This is a genomic window from Streptomyces sp. NBC_00207 (genome assembly GCF_045160965.1).
GTDB lineage: Bacteria > Actinomycetota > Actinomycetes > Streptomycetales > Streptomycetaceae > Streptomyces.
The window spans coordinates 5,692,991-5,710,442 of the sequence record NZ_CP130715.1 but is presented as its reverse complement, the minus strand read 5'-3'; the positions used below and the strand labels follow the sequence as shown (position 1 = coordinate 5,710,442).

Annotated in this window: 16 protein-coding genes; 9 read left to right on the top strand and 7 right to left on the bottom strand. The window is 72.4% G+C overall.

Annotated features, from left to right (window positions below; translation table 11 throughout):
- Positions 1 to 92: 92 nt before the first annotated feature.
- Both OG472_RS27135 and OG472_RS27130 read left to right on the top strand, forming a co-directional pair.
- Positions 93 to 1,436, top strand: coding sequence for an SWIM zinc finger family protein (locus OG472_RS27135; protein WP_405942154.1), 1,344 nt, complete (start codon positions 93 to 95; stop codon positions 1,434 to 1,436).
- A 294-nt stretch (positions 1,437 to 1,730) separates the two neighbouring features.
- Positions 1,731 to 3,317, top strand: a complete 1,587-nt coding sequence (locus OG472_RS27130; protein ID WP_405942153.1) for a DUF5691 domain-containing protein — start codon at positions 1,731 to 1,733, stop codon at positions 3,315 to 3,317.
- A gap of 88 nt (positions 3,318 to 3,405) precedes the next feature.
- On the opposite strand, the gene OG472_RS27125 is transcribed toward OG472_RS27130, so the two are convergent.
- A complete protein-coding gene (locus OG472_RS27125; protein ID WP_401607264.1) occupies positions 3,406 to 3,807 on the bottom strand; it encodes a cobalamin B12-binding domain-containing protein in 402 nt (133 codons plus the stop codon).
- A 198-nt stretch (positions 3,808 to 4,005) separates the two neighbouring features.
- Between OG472_RS27125 and OG472_RS27120 the strand changes: the two genes are divergently transcribed.
- A complete protein-coding gene (locus OG472_RS27120; protein ID WP_405831653.1) occupies positions 4,006 to 4,764 on the top strand; it encodes an esterase/lipase family protein in 759 nt (252 codons plus the stop codon).
- Between the two features lie 220 nt (positions 4,765 to 4,984).
- Positions 4,985 to 6,529, top strand: coding sequence for a M23 family metallopeptidase (locus tag OG472_RS27115; RefSeq protein ID WP_405942152.1), 1,545 nt, complete (start codon positions 4,985 to 4,987; stop codon positions 6,527 to 6,529).
- Between the two features lie 68 nt (positions 6,530 to 6,597).
- Here OG472_RS27115 and pcrA read toward each other — a convergent pair whose 3' ends face one another.
- The gene (pcrA, locus tag OG472_RS27110; RefSeq protein ID WP_405942151.1) at positions 6,598 to 9,114 is read right to left on the bottom strand and encodes a DNA helicase PcrA; all 2,517 of its coding nucleotides are present in this window, start codon (positions 9,112 to 9,114) and stop codon (positions 6,598 to 6,600) included.
- A complete protein-coding gene (locus OG472_RS27105) occupies positions 9,098 to 9,445 on the bottom strand; it encodes an ArsR/SmtB family transcription factor (protein ID WP_383565247.1) in 348 nt (115 codons plus the stop codon). Before OG472_RS27105 ends, pcrA begins: the two co-directional genes overlap by 17 nt.
- A 133-nt stretch (positions 9,446 to 9,578) precedes the next feature.
- Here OG472_RS27105 and OG472_RS27100 point away from each other — a divergent pair, with 133 nt between their 5' ends.
- From OG472_RS27100 to OG472_RS27090, 3 genes are all read left to right on the top strand, one after another.
- Positions 9,579 to 10,481 (top strand): alpha/beta fold hydrolase, encoded by a 903-nt coding sequence (locus tag OG472_RS27100; protein ID WP_405942150.1) that lies wholly within the window; start codon positions 9,579 to 9,581, stop codon positions 10,479 to 10,481.
- A 26-nt stretch (positions 10,482 to 10,507) separates the two neighbouring features.
- Positions 10,508 to 10,861, top strand: a complete 354-nt coding sequence (locus tag OG472_RS27095) for a hypothetical protein (RefSeq protein ID WP_361760526.1) — start codon at positions 10,508 to 10,510, stop codon at positions 10,859 to 10,861.
- Positions 10,862 to 10,982: 121 nt separating this feature from the next.
- Positions 10,983 to 12,041 carry an NlpC/P60 family protein gene (locus OG472_RS27090; protein WP_405942149.1) on the top strand — a complete coding sequence of 353 codons (1,059 nt, stop codon included), beginning with the start codon at positions 10,983 to 10,985 and terminating at the stop codon, positions 12,039 to 12,041.
- A gap of 80 nt (positions 12,042 to 12,121) precedes the next feature.
- On the opposite strand, the gene OG472_RS27085 is transcribed toward OG472_RS27090, so the two are convergent.
- The 3 genes from OG472_RS27085 to OG472_RS27075 form a co-directional block, all read right to left on the bottom strand.
- Positions 12,122 to 13,225 carry an alpha/beta hydrolase gene (locus tag OG472_RS27085; RefSeq protein WP_401607280.1) on the bottom strand — a complete coding sequence of 368 codons (1,104 nt, stop codon included), beginning with the start codon at positions 13,223 to 13,225 and terminating at the stop codon, positions 12,122 to 12,124.
- Positions 13,226 to 13,345: 120 nt separating this feature from the next.
- Entirely contained in the window at positions 13,346 to 14,035 is a 690-nt protein-coding gene (locus tag OG472_RS27080; RefSeq protein WP_383565237.1) for a LuxR C-terminal-related transcriptional regulator, read from the bottom strand.
- Entirely contained in the window at positions 14,032 to 15,336 is a 1,305-nt protein-coding gene (locus OG472_RS27075) for a PspC domain-containing protein (protein ID WP_401607282.1), read from the bottom strand. The genes OG472_RS27080 and OG472_RS27075 overlap by 4 nt, the downstream gene beginning before the upstream one ends.
- A gap of 131 nt (positions 15,337 to 15,467) precedes the next feature.
- On the opposite strand from OG472_RS27075, the gene OG472_RS27070 reads away from it, so the two are divergent.
- On the top strand, positions 15,468 to 16,769 hold the full coding sequence (locus OG472_RS27070) for a PspC domain-containing protein (RefSeq protein ID WP_405831645.1): 1,302 nt from the start codon (positions 15,468 to 15,470) through the stop codon (positions 16,767 to 16,769).
- A complete protein-coding gene (locus tag OG472_RS27065; RefSeq protein ID WP_401607286.1) occupies positions 16,756 to 16,980 on the top strand; it encodes a hypothetical protein in 225 nt (74 codons plus the stop codon). The genes OG472_RS27070 and OG472_RS27065 overlap by 14 nt, the downstream gene beginning before the upstream one ends.
- On the opposite strand, the gene OG472_RS27060 is transcribed toward OG472_RS27065, so the two are convergent.
- Positions 16,926 to 17,441 carry a DoxX family membrane protein gene (locus OG472_RS27060; protein WP_405942148.1) on the bottom strand — a complete coding sequence of 172 codons (516 nt, stop codon included), beginning with the start codon at positions 17,439 to 17,441 and terminating at the stop codon, positions 16,926 to 16,928. The genes OG472_RS27065 and OG472_RS27060 overlap by 55 nt on opposite strands.
- Positions 17,442 to 17,452: the final 11 nt, after the last annotated feature.

Sequence of the window (17,452 nt, the reverse complement as noted above, 5' to 3'; positions counted from 1 at the left end):
CCAAGGTGCACCACGCCACTGACAACGGTCCCTGTCCGCAGTGTTGTTGCAGGTCAGAGCGATTGTCAGTGGGGTTCTCTACGGTGGGACACATGACTGAGCAGGGGGTCCGCTGGACAGCGGAACAGGTACTGGCTCTGGCTCCTGACGACGCCTCACGCAAAGCGGGGAGCAGACTCGGCGGGGCGGGTCCGTGGTCACAGATCGGAGGTTCCGCTTCCGGTTCTGTATGGGGGTTGTGCAAGGGCAGCGGCAGCAAGCCCTACCGGACGGTCGTGGACCTGGCCGGACCGGCGTACAAGTGCTCCTGCCCGAGCCGGAAGTTCCCGTGCAAGCACGCGCTGGGACTGCTGCTGCTCTGGTCCGCCGAGGGGGCCTGCGAGCCGGGCGAGGCACCGGACTGGGCCGCGCAGTGGCTGGCGGACCGGGCGGCGAAGGCCGCGCGGCCGGCCGCCGGGGCGGGCGGGCCGGTGGACGAGGAGGGGGCGCGGAAGCGGGCCGAGCGGCGGGCGGCCCGCGTCGGCGCGGGCGTCACCGAGCTGGAGCAGCGGCTGGCCGATCTGCTGCGCGGCGGTCTCGCGGGCCAGGAACAGGCCGGTTACGCGGGGTGGGAGGAGACCGCCGCCCGGATGGTCGACGCGCAGGCGCCCGGACTGGCCGGACGCGTAAGGGAGTTGGGGACGATACCCAGTTGCGGCCCGGGCTGGCCCGCCCGGATGCTGGAGGAGGCGGCGCTGCTGCACCTGCTGGACCGGGCCTGGCTGGGGGTGGCCGGGCTGCCGGAACAGCTGGCGGCGACGGTGCGCAGCAGGGTGGGACTGCCGGCCTCCGGGGAGGGGGAGGCCGTACGGGACCGCTGGCTGGTGCTGGCCCAGTACGACTCGGTGTCACCGGACGGCCGGCTCACCACCCGTCGGATATGGCTGCGCGGACTGCAGGGCGGACGGCCCGCCCTGGTACTGGACTTCGGACCGCCCGGGCGGCCGCCGGGCTTGTCGCTGCCGGTCGGGCTGGTGCTGGAGGCGGAGGTCCGCTTCCGGCCCGGATCGGCGGGGCTGCGGGCGGACCTCGGGGAGAGGCTCTCGGCGGCCGTTCCGTGCGCCACGGTTCCGGCCGGGGTGAGCGCAGGGGCGGCACTGGAGGCGTACGGGGCGGCGCTGCGGGAGGACCCGTGGCTGGAGTCCTGGCCGGTGGTGCTCGGCCCGGTGGTTCCGATACCGGGTGAGCTCGGCTGGCAGCTGGCGGACGCGGAGGGCACCTGTGCCCTGCCGGTGCCCCTGACGGGGGCCGGCAGCCGTTCCCGCTCGGGCCTCTGGCAGCTGGCCGCGTTGTCGGGAGGGGGGCCGGTGACGGTGTTCGGCGAGTGCGGCCACCGCGGCTTCACCCCGCTGACGGCCTGGCAGCCGGACTCGCCCGAGCCGGTCGCCCTGTCCTGAGGGCGGCAGGAACACCTCATACATCGCAGGGGGCCTGGGGGGACGTATGCCGCCACGCGGGGGCGGCGGGGAGGGAACGCGTGGGCGCCGGGGGGCGCCGCACGCGGCACGACGAGGTTTTGCGGCGGCGCGGGGGCGCCGGCGCTGTGACGACGAGAAGCCGGGGGGCTTGCATGAACGACAACCACGCCAGTTGAGCGCAGTGGCACGGACGCACGACTGCTCCGGTCCCGTGGAGGGGGCGGGACCGGAGCGCAGCACGCGAAGAAGGACGAGCGGCGAGGGAGGGGCCCGATGAGCATGGGTGACGAGGGGTACGGGGAGTGGGAGGAGCTGGTCGGCGCCGCGCTGCTGGGCACCGACCGGCGCAGGGGCGGGGGCCCGGCCGGCTCGCCGGAGGCGCTGCTGGACGCGGCGGCCGTGCACACCGTACGGCGCCGGGCCGGGCTGCGGCCGGCCGCGGCGGGCCCGCATCCGGAGCCCGCACCCCGGGATCCGCGCCCGGCGCCTCCGGAGGCGGCCCGCCGGCGGCTCGCCCAGCTGCTGGCCGGCCGGACAGGCGCGGGCAGCGGCAGCGGACGGCGCGGGGCCGCCCCGGACCTGACGGAGCTGCTGCCCCAGTGGCTGGCCGCGGCCGGCCGGCACGGCTACCGCGCGCCCGCCGCCCTCGTACCGGCGCTGCTGGACGCGGCCCGGGCCCGTACCGACCTGCGACCGCAGGCGCTCGCCCTGGCCGGGACCCGGGGTCTGTGGCTGGCCCGGCTGAATCCCGACTGGCGGTTCGCCCTGCGCGGCGGGGCGGGCGGCACCGGGGAGCTGCCCGACGTGACCGACCCGGCCGGGGTCGAACGGCTGTGGCAGGAAGGGCTGTTCGCGGAGCGCGTGGCGCTGCTGGGCGCCGTACGGGCGCACGAGGCGGCGGCCGCGCCGCGGCTGCTGGCAACGACCTGGGCCACCGAACGGGCCGAGGACCGGCTGATGTTCCTCGATTCGCTGCGCGTGGGGCTGTCGGAGGAGGACGAGCCCTTCCTGGAGGCGGCACTGGGCGACCGCAGCCGCAATGTCCGTGCCACGGCCGCCGAACTGCTCTCCGCACTGCCGCGATCGGCGCTGGCCGGCCGGATGGCCGAGCGCGCCGTGGCCTGCGTGGGCCCGGAGGGGGTGACCCCGCCGGCCGAGTGCGATGCGGGGATGCTCCGCGACGGGGTGGTCAAGCGGCCGCCCGCCGGGCGCGGGGAGCGGGCCTGGTGGCTCGGCCAGATCGTGGAGGCGGCGCCGCTGTCGTGCTGGCGGGAGCGGTTCGGCGGACTCGGCCCGGCCGAGATCGTGATGCTGCCGGTGGCCGAGGGCGAGGGCTGGGCCGAGGAACTGCACGCGGCGTGGTGCCGGGCGGCGGTGCGGCAGCGCGATGCGGCGTGGTCGCGGGCCCTGCTCGGCCCGCCGTCCGCCTCGCCCGCGGCGGGTCCGGGCACGGCGTCGCTCGCGGAGCGGGCCAAGCTCCTGGAGACCCTGCCGGATGCGGAGCGTGCGGAATGGGTCGCCGAATTCATCCGGGCCCACGGGCTGTCGGAGGCGTTCCAGCTGCTCGGGGTGTGCGTCGTGCCGTGGGCGGGGGCGCTGGGCCGGGCGGTGGTGGACGCGCTGGACATGGCCCGGGAGGCCGGCAGCTATCCGTGGAGCTTCAGCGGAGTGATGGGCCTGGCCGAGCGCTGCCTCGATCCTGCGGAGGCCGGCCGGCTGGAGGCCCTGACCGCAGCCACGGAGGAGCCGCCGGACGCGGCTCCCGGCGCCGCCGCGTACTGGGCCGAGGCCTTTCAGCGGCTGGTGGCCACGCTTCGGCTGCGCGCGGCCATGCTTGCGGAGCTGGCGCCGGCCGCCTGATCCCTCCCGGAGGGCGGGCCGGGCGGTCGGTGCAGCTCAAAGACCTGGGGCTCCGCCCCAGACCCATGCCTCAAACGCCGGCGGGCTGTCAGGTCCGGACGTTCGCCCGGACCCAGTCCACGATGGACGTCGTCGTCGCGCCCGGGGTGAAGATCTCGGCCACGCCCTTCTCCTTGAGCGGGGCGATGTCGTCCTCCGGGATGATGCCGCCGCCGAAGACCTTGATGTCCTCCGCTTCGCGCTCCTTGAGGAGTTCCAGCACGCGCGCGAAGAGCGTGTTGTGGGCGCCGGAGAGGATCGAGAGGCCGATCGCGTCGGCGTCCTCCTGGATGGCGGTGTCCACGATCTGCTCGGGGGTCTGGTGGAGGCCGGTGTAGATGACCTCCATGCCCGCGTCCCGCAGGGCCCGTGCGATCACCTTGGCCCCGCGGTCGTGGCCGTCGAGACCCGGCTTGGCCACCACCACACGGATCGGACCGGTCACACCCATCGCACTGCCTCCCGAGTGAACGAACGTTAAGTACAGCATCGCGCACGCCACCGTTTCGCGGTCAATCACGAGGGGGAAATCACACGTGGGACGGCATTGCGCCACCGCGCCGACAGCCGCACGGCACGGTGGCGCAAGAGCCGCGGGTCCCAAGAGGCTCACGGGAGGCCGTCGATGGGGCTGTACATACCTGTGTCCATGCCCTTGTCCGGCGCCGCGCTGCGGGCGGGTGTGCTCGAGGTGGTGGTGCTCGGCGGGCACCTCCTCCTCTATCCGACCGGAGTGTGCCAGGAAAAGGTCACCGCCGGCGCGTCCGCGACACGCCCGCCCGTCCTCCTCCTCCACGGGTTCACCGACAACCGGTCCGTCTTCGTGTTCCTGCGCCGCACCCTCGGGGCCGGCGGCCTGCGGCACGTGGAGGCGTACAACTACTCGCCCTTCACCCTCGACCTGCGCGTGACCGCCCGCCATCTCGCCCGGCGTGTCGAGGAGCTGTGCGAGCGCACCGGGCAGGACCGGGTGGACCTGGTCGGGCACAGCCTCGGCGGCCTGGTCGGCCGGTACTACGTCCAGCGCCTCGGCGGCGACACCCGCGTGCGGACCCTCGTCACCCTGGGGACCCCGCATTCCGGCACACGGATCGCGCCCTTCATGGATGCGCACCCGCTGGTGCGGCAGATACGCCCGGACTCCGAGGTGCTGGCCGAACTGGCCGCGCCCGCGCCCGGCTGCGCCACCCGCTGCGTTGCGTTCTGGAGCGAGTTCGACGCGCTGATGACTCCGGTCGGGACGGCGCGGATCGAGCACCCGGATCTATGTGTGGAAAATGTGCAGGTCACCGGCATCGGACATCTCGCCCTGCCCGCGCACCCCGCCGTGATCGCGGCGGTCCGGCGCGCCCTCGACGGGCCCGGTTTGTCCGCCGTCACGGGCTCGGAGGCCGCGTCCGTCGCCTAGCCGTTGAGCGACCTTCAGTCGAACGAATTTCGAACTCAAGGCCAAGGGTGCGTCTTTCGGCGACCGAAAGGCGGCCGAATGCCCGGTTCCGGCAATCTGGGGACCCGGCGAAGATTGTCGTTGCGAGTAACCGGCGGGTACAGTCACGCCACTGCTCTCCTCCGGTGAACCACGAGTTCCCGGCCACCCAGGCCCCACTGCCGAGGCGAAAGAGAAGTTGGTGAACGACCGCCCCTCGTCGGGCCAGTACCCGGATCCCGGGTATGACGGCCTTACCACCACCGCTTTCGCTGGTGACTCGACCTACGTTTCCTATGAAACGCAGGGCCAGGGGGTCAACTACGCTGCCTACGGCTCCTACGAGACCGGCGCGTACGACACCACCGCATGGGCCTCGCAGGACACTTATCTGTCCACGATCCCGACCCAGGCCGCCCCCGAGGACGCCACCGGGACCTGGGACTCGAGCGCCTGGAACACGCAGAGCACGGATTACTCCGGCTACACCGCGTACCAGCCGGCCTCCTTCGGCTACGACGCCTCCGGCGAGCAGACCGGGCACTGGGCGATGCCGGGCTACGGCACCACCGGCACCGAGACCGGCGCCTACGACGCCACCGCCTGGAACACCGTCGCCGAGACCCCGGCCCAGCCCGAGGCCGGGTACGGATACCAGTACGAGTACCAGCCCGCGCCGCAGCAGCAGGAGCAGCCGGAGCAGCAGCAGTACGCGTACGGGACGACTTCCGTCGGCTACGACGCCGGCATCCAGGCCGGGACGGACACGTACGCCGACACCTACAGCGAGACCTCCGTCTTCGAGGTGCTCTCCGACGGAAGCCACGAGGCTCCGGAGGCTCCCCTGGAGCCCGAGGTCCACGAGCTGCCCGAGGTCCACGAACTCCACGCCGCGCACGAGGTCCACGACCTTCCCACGCAGGCCATGCCCGTGACCGCCGCTCCGCGCTCCGCGCGCCGGACCGCCGCCAAGACGAACACCAAGGGCAACGCCAAGGCCGGCAGCAGCCGTCGCCGGACCCCGGCGAAGCGTTCCGCCCTGCTGACCGTGGCCGTGCCCTCCGCCTGCGTGATGGGCGTCGCGGGCGTGGCGGCCGCCTCCGTCGGCGGTCTCACCGACACGGACAAGCCCGCCCAGGACACCACCACGATGGCCGCGCCCGACCCGGCCTCGGTGAAGCCGGTCGCGGCGAACACCAAGCTCGACACCCAACTGGTCGCGCTCAGCGCCGACGCGGGCGATTTCGCGGACCGCGCGAGCCGCACGCAGGAGCGCATCGACCTGCGCGAGCGCCAGGAAGAGGAAAAGAAGAAGAAGGCGGAGGAGGCCGCGGCCAAGGAGGCCGCCCGCCCCAAGTTCGCCATCCCCGTGAACCAGCACGGCCTCAGCGCCAACTTCGGCCAGGCCGGCGGCATGTGGATGTCCGTGCACACCGGCATCGACTTCCCGGTCTCCTACGGAACCCCGGTCATGGCCGCCACCGACGGCACGGTGCGCACGCAGTACAACAGCGCCTACGGGAACATGGCCATAGTGACCGCGCCCGACGGCACCGAGACCTGGTACTGCCACCTCAGCTCCACGAAGATCCGCGGCGGCAAGGTCAAGGCGGGCGACGTCATCGCCTACTCCGGCAACTCCGGCAACTCCACCGGCCCGCACCTCCACTTCGAGGTCCGTCCCGGCGGCGGTTCCGCGATCGACCCGCTGGCGTGGCTCCGCATGCACGGACTGGACCCGACGTAACCGGCTGACGGGGCCCGGCCGGACGGCCGAGCCCGATCACCCCGCCGGGCAACCACCCCGCCGGGCCGCTACAGCTTCTGCACCGGCGCGTAGCGCAGCAGCAGCCGCTTGGGCTTGTCGTCCCCGAAGTCGATGGTGGCCTGGGCGTCCGCGCCCGCGCCCTTGACCTCCATGACCGTGCCGAGCCCGAACTGGTCGTGCGTGACGCGGTCCCCGACCACCAGGGCGATGACCGGCTTGTCCGCGGCCCGCCGCGTCGCGAACCCGGACGGGCCCGACTTCGTACGCGACGAGGACAGGAACGCCTCGGGCGAGGTGCCGAAGGACGTCTTCCCCGAACCGGAGGACCCGTAGCCGGAGCTCCGCATCGGTCCCGCCGGCTTCTGGGTGGCGCCCGTCCGCTTCCACTGCAGGTACTCGGCCGGGATCTCCTCGAGGAACCGCGACGGCGGGTTGTACGAGGGCGTGCCCCAGGCACTGCGCATGGTCGACCGGGTGAGGTAGAGCCGCTCGCGGGCGCGCGTGATGCCGACGTAGGCGAGGCGGCGCTCCTCCTCCAGCTCCTTGGTCTGGCCCAGCGCGCGCATGTGCGGGAAGACCCCGTCCTCCATGCCGGTCAGGAAGACCACCGGGAACTCGAGGCCCTTGGCGGTGTGCAGGGTCATCAGCGTGATGACGCCCGTGCCCTCGGTGTCCTCGTCGGGGATCTGGTCGGAGTCGGCGACGAGCGCGACCTGCTCCAGGAACTCGGCCAGGGTGCCGGAACCGGGGGCCGGGGCTCCGGTCTCGGCGGCCTCGGCCGCCGCGGCCTCCCGCGCCTGTTCGAACTCCAGCGCCACCGCCGCCAGCTCCTGCAGGTTCTCGATCCGCGTCTCGTCCTGCGGGTCGGTCGACGCCTGCAGTTCGGCGAGGTAGCCGGTCCGCTCCAGGACCGCCTCCAGGACCACCGCCGGGCCCGCGCCCGAGTCGACGATCGTGCGGAGCTCCTCCATCAGCACGTTGAACCGCTTCACCGCGTTCGTCGAGCGGGCGGCCATGCCGAAGGCCTCGTCCACGCGCCGCAGCGCCTGCGGGAAGGTGATCTTCTCGCGCATCGCGAGGGCGTCGATCATCGCCTCGGCGCGTTCGCCGATGCCGCGCTTGGGCACGTTCAGGATGCGGCGCAGCGGGACGTTGTCCTCCGGGTTGGCGAGGACGCGCAGGTACGCGAGGACGTCGCGGACCTCCTTGCGCTCGTAGAAGCGGACGCCGCCGACGACCTTGTAGGGCAGGCCGACCCGGATGAAGATCTCCTCGAACACGCGCGACTGCGCGTTGGTCCGGTAGAAGATCGCGACGTCGCCCGCCTTGGCGTCGCCGGCGTCCGTCAGCCGGTCGATCTCGTCGGCGACGAACTGCGCCTCGTCGTGCTCGGTGTCCGCGACGTAGCCCGTGATGACGGCGCCGGTGCCGGCCTCGGTCCACAGGTTCTTGGCGCGGCGGTTCTCGTTGCGCTCGATGACCGCGTTGGCGGCGGAGAGGATCGTCTGCGTGGAGCGGTAGTTCTGCTCCAGCAGGATCGTCGTCGCGTCCTTGTAGTCCTCCTCGAACTGGAGGATGTTGCGGATGGTCGCGCCGCGGAAGGCGTAGATCGACTGGTCTGCGTCACCCACCACGCACAGCTCGGCCGGGGGCAGGTCCGGGTAGCCGGTGCCGACCAGCTCGCGCACCAGCGTGTACTGGGCGTGGTTGGTGTCCTGGTACTCGTCCACCAGGACGTGGCGGAAGCGGCGCCGGTAGTGCTCGGCGACGTCCGGGAACGCCTGGAGCAGGTGGACCGTGGTCATGATGATGTCGTCGAAGTCGAGCGCGTTCGCCTCGCGCAGCCGCCCCTGGTACATCGCGTACGCCTGGGCGAGGGTCTTCTCGAAGCCGTCGACGGCCTGGTCGGCGAAGGCCTCCTCGTCGATCAGCTCGTTCTTCAGGTTCGAGATCTTGGCGTTGAACGACTTCGGCGGGAACTTCTTCGGGTCCAGGTCGAGGTCGCGGCAGACGAGCGCCATCAGGCGCTTCGAGTCGGCCGCGTCGTAGATCGAGAACGAGGAGGTGAAGCCGAGCCGCTTGGACTCGCGGCGCAGGATGCGCACGCACGCGCTGTGGAAGGTGGAGACCCACATGGCGTTCGCGCGCGGACCGACCAGGCCCTCGACGCGCTCCTTCATCTCGCCGGCGGCCTTGTTGGTGAAGGTGATCGCCAGGATCTGGCCGGGGTGGACGTTCCGCGCGGACAGCAGGTGTCCGATGCGGTGGGTCAGCACCCGGGTCTTGCCGGAGCCGGCTCCGGCCACGATGAGCAGCGGGGAGCCCGCGTGCACCACGGCCGCGCGCTGCTCCTCGTTGAGCCCGTCAAGGAGCGTCGCCGGGTCGATGACGGGCCTGGGGGCGCCGTCCCGGTAGTACGCGTCCCCGCTCATGGGCACGTCGAAGCGCCCCCCGAAGAGATCGTCCGCGCCCGCTTCCGGAGCGGCGTGATCCTCGGGCGGCGGCGGGACCTCGTCGGAGGGGGAGAGGTCCGCCAGGAAACTGTCGTCAAAGAGGCTGCTCATCGCATTCCGAGTCTAGGGGGCGGGACCGACAGGCCAGGACGAGTTCCAGCAGACCGGGAAAGCACTCGTCCAGATCGTCGCGGCGCAGCGCGAGGTAGAGCTTGCGGCCGTGGGGGCGCTGGCAGATCACTCCGCTCTCGCGCAGCGTCTTGAGGTGGTGCGTGACGCTCGACCTGGGCAGGTCCGGCACGACCTCGCCGCAGAACGCCTCCTCGCCGGAGGCCAGCTTGCGGACGATCTCCAGCCGGACGGGATGCCCGAGCGCGGCCAGGACGTCGACCAGCTCGATGCGGTCGGCGGCGGGGTGGGTCAGGTCAGCAGCGGCAGCCATGCCCCAACTGTACGCAGATCTCGTACGGACCTTGCCCGACAGTTCGAAGATCTCGTACAGTTCCGATCAACCGTACGAGATTTTCGTACGGTCATCCGGTCACGCCTCCGCCACTCCTCCACAAGGACGCCCCATGCCCGCTTCCGCATCCGGCACCACCGCCCTCGACGACGCCTCTCTCGCCGCCTCCCTCGACGGCGGCTTCACCAGCCACCACGCCGAGGTCAACGGCACCCGCCTGCACTACGTCCAGGGCGGCAGCGGCGAGCCTCTCGTCCTCCTCGGCGGCTGGCCGCAGACCTGGTGGCAGTGGCACAAGGTGATGCCCGCCCTGGCCCGCCGCCACCGGGTGATCGCCGTGGACCTGCGCGGCATGGGCGGCTCCGCCAAGCCGGACGGCGGATACGACAAGAAGACGATGGCCGCCGACGTCCGGGCTCTGCTCGGCCACCTCGGCCTGGACCGGGCCCACATCGCGGGCCACGACATCGGCGCGATGGTCGCCTACGCCTTCGCCGCCAACCACCCCGAGGCCACGGGCCGGGTCGCCCTCCTGGACGTCTCGCACCCCGAGGAGGCATGGGCGCAGATGCCCCTGCTGCCCCGGCCCGGCGTCCGCCACCTGTGGTGGTTCGCCTTCAACCAGGTGCAGGACCTGCCCGAGCAGCTCCTCGCCGGCCGCTACCACCTGCTGCTGGACTGGCTGTTCACGGCCATGACCACCGACCCCGCGTCCATCGACGCCCGCTCCCGCGCCGTGTACGCCCGCGCCTACGACTCCCCGGACGCGATCCGCGCCGGCAACGCCTGGTACCGCGCCTTCCACCGGGACATCGACGACCTCGCCGGCTACTCCCCCGTGACCGCCCCGCTGCTCGCGCTCGGCGGCGAACACAGCAACTACGAGCGGCTGCTCGCCGCGGTGCCGGCGCTCGGCACCGACACCCGGATCGTCCGCGTCGACGGCAGCGGCCACTACCTTCCGGAGGAGCGGCCGGAGGCCGTGACCGAAGAGCTGGTCCGGTTCCTGGGCTGATCGGACCGCCCCGTACGCTCGACCGCATGGACGTACTCATCAATGTCTTCGTCGGCCTGCACATCATCGGAATCGCCTCGCTGCTCGGCGGTTTCCTGACCCAGATGAAGGCGATGAGCGCGGGCACCGCCCGCTTCACGCCGGCCATGCTGCACGGCGCCCTCACCATGCTCGTGACGGGCGTCCTGCTGGTCGGCTTCAACCAGATGGACGGAACGCCGGTCAACAACGTCAAGGTCGGTGTGAAGCTCGCGATCCTCTTCGTGATCCTCGCCCTCGTCTACGTCAAGCGCGACGAGGAGACGGTCGACAAGGCGCTGTTCGGCGCGGTCGGCGGACTGACCGTGATCAATATCTTTATCGCCGTCCTCTGGCACTGACGGATACCGATCCGCCACATCCGATCAGTTCGGATCATCTCGACATCGGCCCGTTACTTTCAGGTTTAGCGTCCTCCCCCAAGACCCAGCGTCAGTGACAGGGGAAGGACGTGAGGCCCTCGTGGCCAGTCATCGAAAGCCCAGGCAGCGCCCGCTCTCCGGCGGCACGGCACGGACGACCGCCGCCACCCTCGCCCTCGCGGGCGCTGCCACCGCCACCGCCTTCGAAGGCACCTCCCAGGCCGACCCCCGGCCCACCCCCTCCCAGGTCAAGTCGGAGGTGGACCGGCTCTACGAGGAGGCCGAGGCGGCGACCGAGCAGTACAACGGGGCGAAGGAGAAGGCCGACGAGGCCGAGCGCGCGCTGACCGGCCTGCGCGAGGAGACCGCCCGCAAGACCGACCAGCTCAACACCGCCCGCAGCGCGCTCGGCACCCTCGCCGCCTCCCAGTACCGCAGCGGGTCCCTGGGCACCGCCGTGCAGCTCGCGCTGGCGGCCGACCCGCAGGAGTACCTCTCCCAGGCCTCCTTCATCACCCGCGCCGGGGACCGCAACGCCGCCGGGATCAGCACCGTGCGCCGCCGGCTCGACGAGGTCGGCAAACTCCGGGACCAGGCCGCCGGGCAGCTCGCCGACCTCCGCTCCAAGCAGGACGAGATCGCCGCGCACAAGGCCGTGATCGAGGACAAGCTCGCCGCCGCCAAGCGCCTGCTGGCCAAGCTCACCGCCGAGGAGCGCGCCGCCTACGAGGCCGAGACGCCCGCCGCCTCGCCCTCCGCCTCGTCCGCCGCCCCGACGAGCAGCAGCCCGCCGCCTCCGCCTTCCGACGGTTCCCGCGCGGCCCGCGCCGTGGCCTTCGCGCACGGGGCGATCGGGAAGCCGTACGTCTGGGGAGCGACGGGCCCGGGGTCCTTCGACTGCTCGGGCCTGACCCAGGCGGCCTGGCGCTCGGCCGGGGTCTCCCTGCCCCGCACCACCTACACCCAGATCAACGCCGGCCGCCGCGTGTCCCGCGACCAACTGGCCCCCGGAGACCTGGTGTTCTTCTACTCCGGGGTGACCCATGTCGGCCTCTACATCGGCAACGGCCAGATGATCCACGCCCCGCGCCCCGGGTCGACGGTCCGCCTGGCACCGGTCGACTCGATGCCCTGGGCCGGCGCCTCCCGCCCGGCGTAGGCCCCGCGGGACCGTCCGGCCGGGGGCGGTGGCCGGTCCGGCATCGGCCCGGTAAGAGGCCCCGGAAGAGGCCCGGCCGGCTACGGCGCCTTGACGACCGTGCTCAGCCAGCCGAAGGTCTGCGGCAGCTGCTTGGACCACGATTCGAGGTTGTGGCCGCCGACCACCTTCTCGGCGTGCACGGCGGTCGGCTTCTGCGCGAGGCCCTTCAGGTCCATGCCGGACAGGTAGCCGTCCTGCTCGGCCCCCGACATCCACAGCGAGACCGCCGGCGGCGTGGGCGCGGCCTTGAGCAGGTTCTTCAGGTTGTGCGTGGTGCGCAGCTGCGGGTCCTGGGCGACCAGCGAGGAGGGCTCCTGCCCCGGGTCGTTGTAGCCGGACAGGGAGACGGCCGCGCTGTAGCGGTCGGGGTGCAGGATCGCCAGCTTGGCGGCGCAGTAGGCGCCGGCCGAGTAGCCGGCCACGCCCCAGGTGCGGGCCTCCTCCGAGGCCCGGAAGTTGTCGACGACCATCTTGCGGACGTCGACGCTGAACCAGCTGTCCGCGTTGACCTTGCCGGGGATGTTCGCGCAGCCGGTGTCGCCGTTGCCGACCAGCATGGCGCGCGGCGAGACCAGGATGAACGGCTGCACCTTGCCGCTCTTCATCAGCGGCTCCAGCACCTCGTGCGCCTTGACCCCCTGGAACCAGGACTTCCCCGTCCCGGGTATGCCCGGGATCAGCTCGACCACCGGGAACTTCTTGTCCTTGTAGGCCGGGTCGTCGTACTGCGGCGGCAGCCACACCATGACGTCGCCCTTGACCCCGGATATCTTGCCGTCGAGCTCGGTCTTCCGGACCCGGTCGCCGAGGCCCTCGACCGGCTGGAACTGCTGTTTGACCTTCGGGGCCTCTTCGACCTTCTTCCCGCCGAGTCCGTCCGGGCCGAGGTCGGGGGCAGCGGTGACGTACTTGCCGGTGCCGAGGAGGTCTCCCCAGGACGCGTAGAAGTGCTCGGCCCTGTTGACGGCGACGAACACCACGGCGACGGCAGTGACCTGCGCGAACACCACCATCAGCGCACGTACGGCAGTGCGTACGACGGCGGGGCCGCGCACCTTGCTCCACACGGCCAGCGGCAGGATGACGGCGATCGCGGTCAGCGCGATCACCGTCACGAAGAAGGGTGTCCCCGTCAAGCTCATCACGCCACCGTAGAGGGCGGCGTGACCGGCCCCGGTTGCCCGTCCGACCTGCGGTGTGGGTCACACCCGCAGGTCAGACGCCACACCCGCGGGCAGGGCTGCCCGCCCGCGGGCCGTACGTCACACCAGCCGGCGGGCCGTCGCCCAGCGGGTCAGCTCGTGGCGGTTGGAGAGCTGGAGCTTCCGGAGCACGGCGGAGACGTGCGATTCCACCGTCTTCACCGAGATGAAGAGCTGCTTGGCGATCTCCTTGTACGCGTACCCGCGCGCGATCAGCCGCAGTACCTCGCGCTCGCGCTGGGTCAGCCGGTCCAGGTCCTCGTCCACGGGCGGAGCGTCCGTCGAGGCGAAGGCGTCGAGCACGAAGCCCGCCAGCCGCGGCGAGAACACCGCGTCGCCGTCCTGCACGCGGAAGATCGAGTCCACCAGGTCGGTGCCGGTGATGGTCTTGGTGACGTAGCCGCGCGCGCCGCCCCGGATCACCCCGATGACGTCCTCGGCCGCGTCGGACACCGACAGCGCCAGAAATCTGACGGGGGCCTCGGCCGCCGCCATCAGCGGGGCGCAGCGCCGCAGCACCTCGACCCCGCCGCCGCCGGGCAGGTGCACGTCGAGCAGGACCACTTCGGGCCGGGTGGCGGTGATGACGGTGACGGCCTGGTCGACGTCGGCGGCCTCGCCGACGACCTCGACCCCGGTCCGCGCGGTCTCGCCGATCTCGGCCTGCACTCCGGTGCGGAACATCCGGTGGTCGTCGACGAGGACCACCCGGACCCTCCTGGTCTCCGTCACAGCGCTGTCCTCGGTCATCCTGCGTTCGCCGCCCTCTCCATCTCCAGCTCGACTTCCGTGCCGCCGTCGGGCGCGGACCGCAGCCGTGCGGTCCCGCCGTGGCGCTGCATCCGGCCGATGATCGATTCTCGTACGCCCATGCGGTCGTCCGGTACCGCGTCGATGTCGAAGCCCGGTCCCCGGTCCCGTACGGACACGAAGACCGTCTGTCCCTCCACCTCCGCGTACACCTGCACGGGGCCGCCCTCGCCACCGTACTTGGCGGCGTTGACCATCGCCTCGCGCGCGGCCTGGACCTGCGCCGCCAGCCTCTCGTCGAGCGGGCAGTCGCCGACGACGACGACCTCGATGGGGACGCCGTGGTGGTCCTCCACCTCGGCGGCGGTCTTCTTCACGGCCTCCGCCAGGGTGGCGGGCTCCTCCGCCTCCTCCTTGCCGGTGCCCTCGGGCTTGTAGAGCCAGTTCCGCAGCTCCCGTTCCTGCGCCCGCGCGAGCCGGCGCACCTCGCCGACGTCCTCCGCGTTGCGCTGGATCAGGGTGAGGGTGTGCAGCACCGAGTCGTGCACGTGGGCGGCGACCTCGGCGCGCTCCTGGGCGCGGATGCGCATCAGGCGTTCCTCGGATAGGTCCTGGGTCATCCGGATCAGCCAGGGTCCGGCGAGCAGGGCGACGCCGACGAGGACGGCGAGGGTGGCGGTGAGGACGTTGCCGAGCTGGGCGGCGGAGCCCCGTACGACGATGAAGACGGTCAGGCCCACGCCGACCAGGGCGACGCCGGCGAGGGCCCGGGCGACCTGGAACAGGCGCCCGTGCCGTCCGGCGGCCGTGGTCCAGTGGGCGCGGCGGGCGTTGTCGGCCTGCCGCCATACGAGGACCACACCGGCCCCGACCAGCAGCGTCGGCCACACGTACCGGCCGGAGGCGCCGCCGACCTGGACCTTCGAGATGAAGATGCCCGCGCCGACGGACAGGGCGATCAGCGCGGTGATCTGCCCGCGGTCGGGTTTGCGCAGGCGGCGGCTGCCGTCGGGGAGGGTCTCGAAGAAGGAGCGGTGTCCGCTGCGGCCGCCGACGCCGAGCGGTACGAAGACCCAGAACGCGGCGTACAGCAGCACGCCCAGCCCGTCGCCCCACATGAACAGGCCCAGGAACGCGAGCCGGACCCAGATCACGGGCAGCCCGAGGTGCCCCGCGAGACCGCGCGCGACGCCGCCGAGCATCCGGCCGTCCGCGCTGCGGTAGAGCTTGCGCTGCGGCGGTTCGGATCCTTGCGGGGTCTCCGGTGCGTGCGGGGTACGGGGAGCGGCGGCTACGGGCATGTCACCAAGGGTCACACGGGCGGCGACGGCCCGGCATCAGGGCATCCCCCCACTTCTGTGCGGGGGATATCAGGGTTGCGCCAGGGTAGGGCCCGGTGCCGCGCGCCCCGGCGGCCCGTCACCATGGACCCATGACCGAAGTACACGAAGCACCGACGGCCGAGCCCGGGGGTCCCCCGGCCGCCGACGCCCGGCCGCCCCTGCGCCGCAGCAAGCGCGACAAGGTCCTCGCGGGCGTGTGCGGCGGCCTGGGCCGGTACTTCGACCTGGACCCGGTGGTCTTCCGCATCGTCCTCGGTGTCCTCGCGGTCACCGGCGGCGTCGGTCTGATCTTCTACGGCTTCGCGTGGCTGCTGCTCCCCCAGGAGGGCGAGGAGGACAGCGAGGCGAAGAAGCTGCTGACCGGGCGGGTCGAGGGGGCCACGCTGGCGGCGGTGTTCGCCGCGCTGGTGGGCTGCGCGCTGTTCCTGTCGATGCTGGACAACGGCGGGCTGGCGGTCTTCTCGGTCCTGGCCGCCCTCGCCCTGGGCGGGGCGGCGTACTGGTCGCAGCGGCACCGGCACACCTTCCCGCCGAAGGCGGAGGACGCGGCCGGCCACCGCCCCCCGACTCCCGAGACCCAGGCCCCGCCGGCGCCCGGCGGCCCGTCGTGGTGGCGGGACCCGCTGGTCAAGGACGGCACCACCGGCCCCGTCGGGTCGACCGGCTACCTGTGGGGCCCGGACGACGACGCCGTCGTCGGCGCACCGGGCCCGGTCGCCGCGGCGGCTCCCGCGGCGGCCCCGGCGGCGCCCCGCCCGCGCGGCGGGATCGGCGGCCGGGTGTTCGTACTGGCCCTGCTGGCCGGGATCGTCTCCACCGCCTCGGTGTGGGAGGGCAGCACTCTCGGCCACGCCCTGCAGATCGGGCTGGCCGGCGCGCTGGCTGTCTTCGGCCTGGGCCTCGCCGTCAGCTCGGTCAAGGGCCGCACCGGCTTCGGCACCGTCCTGCTCGCGGTCGTGACGGCGGGCCTCCTCGCGGTGGCCTCGGCGCTGCCCGCCGAGATCGGCACCGATTGGCGGCGGACCGAGTGGCGGCCCGCCGCGGTGGCCGACGTACGGCCCTCGTACGAGGCGGGCACCGGGCTCGCCGTCCTGGACCTGAGCCGCCTGGACGTCCCGAAGGGGGCCACCGTCCCGGTCCGCGCCTCCCTCGACGCGGGGCAGCTCAAGGTGATCCTGCCGCGGGAGGTGACGGCCGAGGCCGACGTCTCGGTCCGTCTGGGCGACATCCACATGCCCGGGGAGACGAGCCGGGACGTCCGGATCCGCAGCGGCGGCGAACACCAGCGGGCGACGCTGGCGCCCGCCGTCGGCACCGAGGCCGGCGGAACGATCGAGCTGCACCTGAACACGGGTGTGGGACAGGTGGAGGTGGCCCGTGCGGCGTCATGAGTTCCAGCCGGGACGGCTCCTCGCGGGCCTGGTCCTCATCGCGGCGGGCGTGCTGTACCTGCTCGACGCGGCCGGCGAGGCCGATCTGCCGTGGTTCCTCGTCATCCCGATGACCTTGGGCGGTCTCTCGCTGGCCGCCCTGGTCGGGATGGTGGCCTACGCCGTGCGCCGGGACCGGCGCGACCGGATCACGGAGTCCAGCGACAGGTAGGGGGCCCCGGCGAGGATCAGCGGGGTCCAGGCCATCAGGTAGACGAGGTCGTTGCCGTAGTAGTACGGGCTCACCGCCCACGACACCGTGAGCCACAGGCTGAGCGCGATCAGCGCTCCGCCGACGGCCGCGACACGGGTCAGCAGACCGGCCAGGGTCCCGAGTCCCACCAGGATCTCCCCGATGGCCAAGGCGACGGCGAAGCCGACGGGTGAGTTCAGCGACAGGTCCACCAGGGCGGGGATCGCGGAGGTGTCGCGCACCCCGCGCATCAGGTCGCCGATGGAGCCGTCACCGCCGGCGGAGAGGAACGCGGAGTCGGTCAGTTTGTCCAGCCCCGCGTAGACGAAGGTCACGCCCAGGAAGATCCGCAGGGGCAGCAGTGCGTACCGGGATGCCAGCTCACGCAGTCCCGCCGCGTCACGAGGGGCTTCGGCTTCAAGAACATCGGTTCGGGTCACGGAACATGTGT

Excerpts from the sequence above, each read along its gene's own strand:
- OG472_RS27135 (WP_405942154.1), top strand. The coding sequence starts at position 93 with ATGACTGAGCAGGGGGTCCGCTGGACAGCGGAACAGGTACTGGCTCTG.
- OG472_RS27130 (WP_405942153.1), top strand. The coding sequence starts at position 1,731 with ATGAGCATGGGTGACGAGGGGTACGGGGAGTGGGAGGAGCTGGTCGGC.
- OG472_RS27125 (WP_401607264.1), bottom strand. The coding sequence starts at position 3,807 with ATGGGTGTGACCGGTCCGATCCGTGTGGTGGTGGCCAAGCCGGGTCTC.
- OG472_RS27120 (WP_405831653.1), top strand. The coding sequence starts at position 4,006 with ATGCCCTTGTCCGGCGCCGCGCTGCGGGCGGGTGTGCTCGAGGTGGTG.
- pcrA (WP_405942151.1), bottom strand. The coding sequence starts at position 9,114 with ATGAGCAGCCTCTTTGACGACAGTTTCCTGGCGGACCTCTCCCCCTCC.
- OG472_RS27105 (WP_383565247.1), bottom strand. The coding sequence starts at position 9,445 with ATGGCTGCCGCTGCTGACCTGACCCACCCCGCCGCCGACCGCATCGAG.
- OG472_RS27100 (WP_405942150.1), top strand. The coding sequence starts at position 9,579 with ATGCCCGCTTCCGCATCCGGCACCACCGCCCTCGACGACGCCTCTCTC.
- OG472_RS27095 (WP_361760526.1), top strand. The coding sequence starts at position 10,508 with ATGGACGTACTCATCAATGTCTTCGTCGGCCTGCACATCATCGGAATC.
- OG472_RS27085 (WP_401607280.1), bottom strand. The coding sequence starts at position 13,225 with ATGAGCTTGACGGGGACACCCTTCTTCGTGACGGTGATCGCGCTGACC.
- OG472_RS27080 (WP_383565237.1), bottom strand. The coding sequence starts at position 14,035 with ATGACCGAGGACAGCGCTGTGACGGAGACCAGGAGGGTCCGGGTGGTC.
- OG472_RS27075 (WP_401607282.1), bottom strand. The coding sequence starts at position 15,336 with ATGCCCGTAGCCGCCGCTCCCCGTACCCCGCACGCACCGGAGACCCCG.
- OG472_RS27070 (WP_405831645.1), top strand. The coding sequence starts at position 15,468 with ATGACCGAAGTACACGAAGCACCGACGGCCGAGCCCGGGGGTCCCCCG.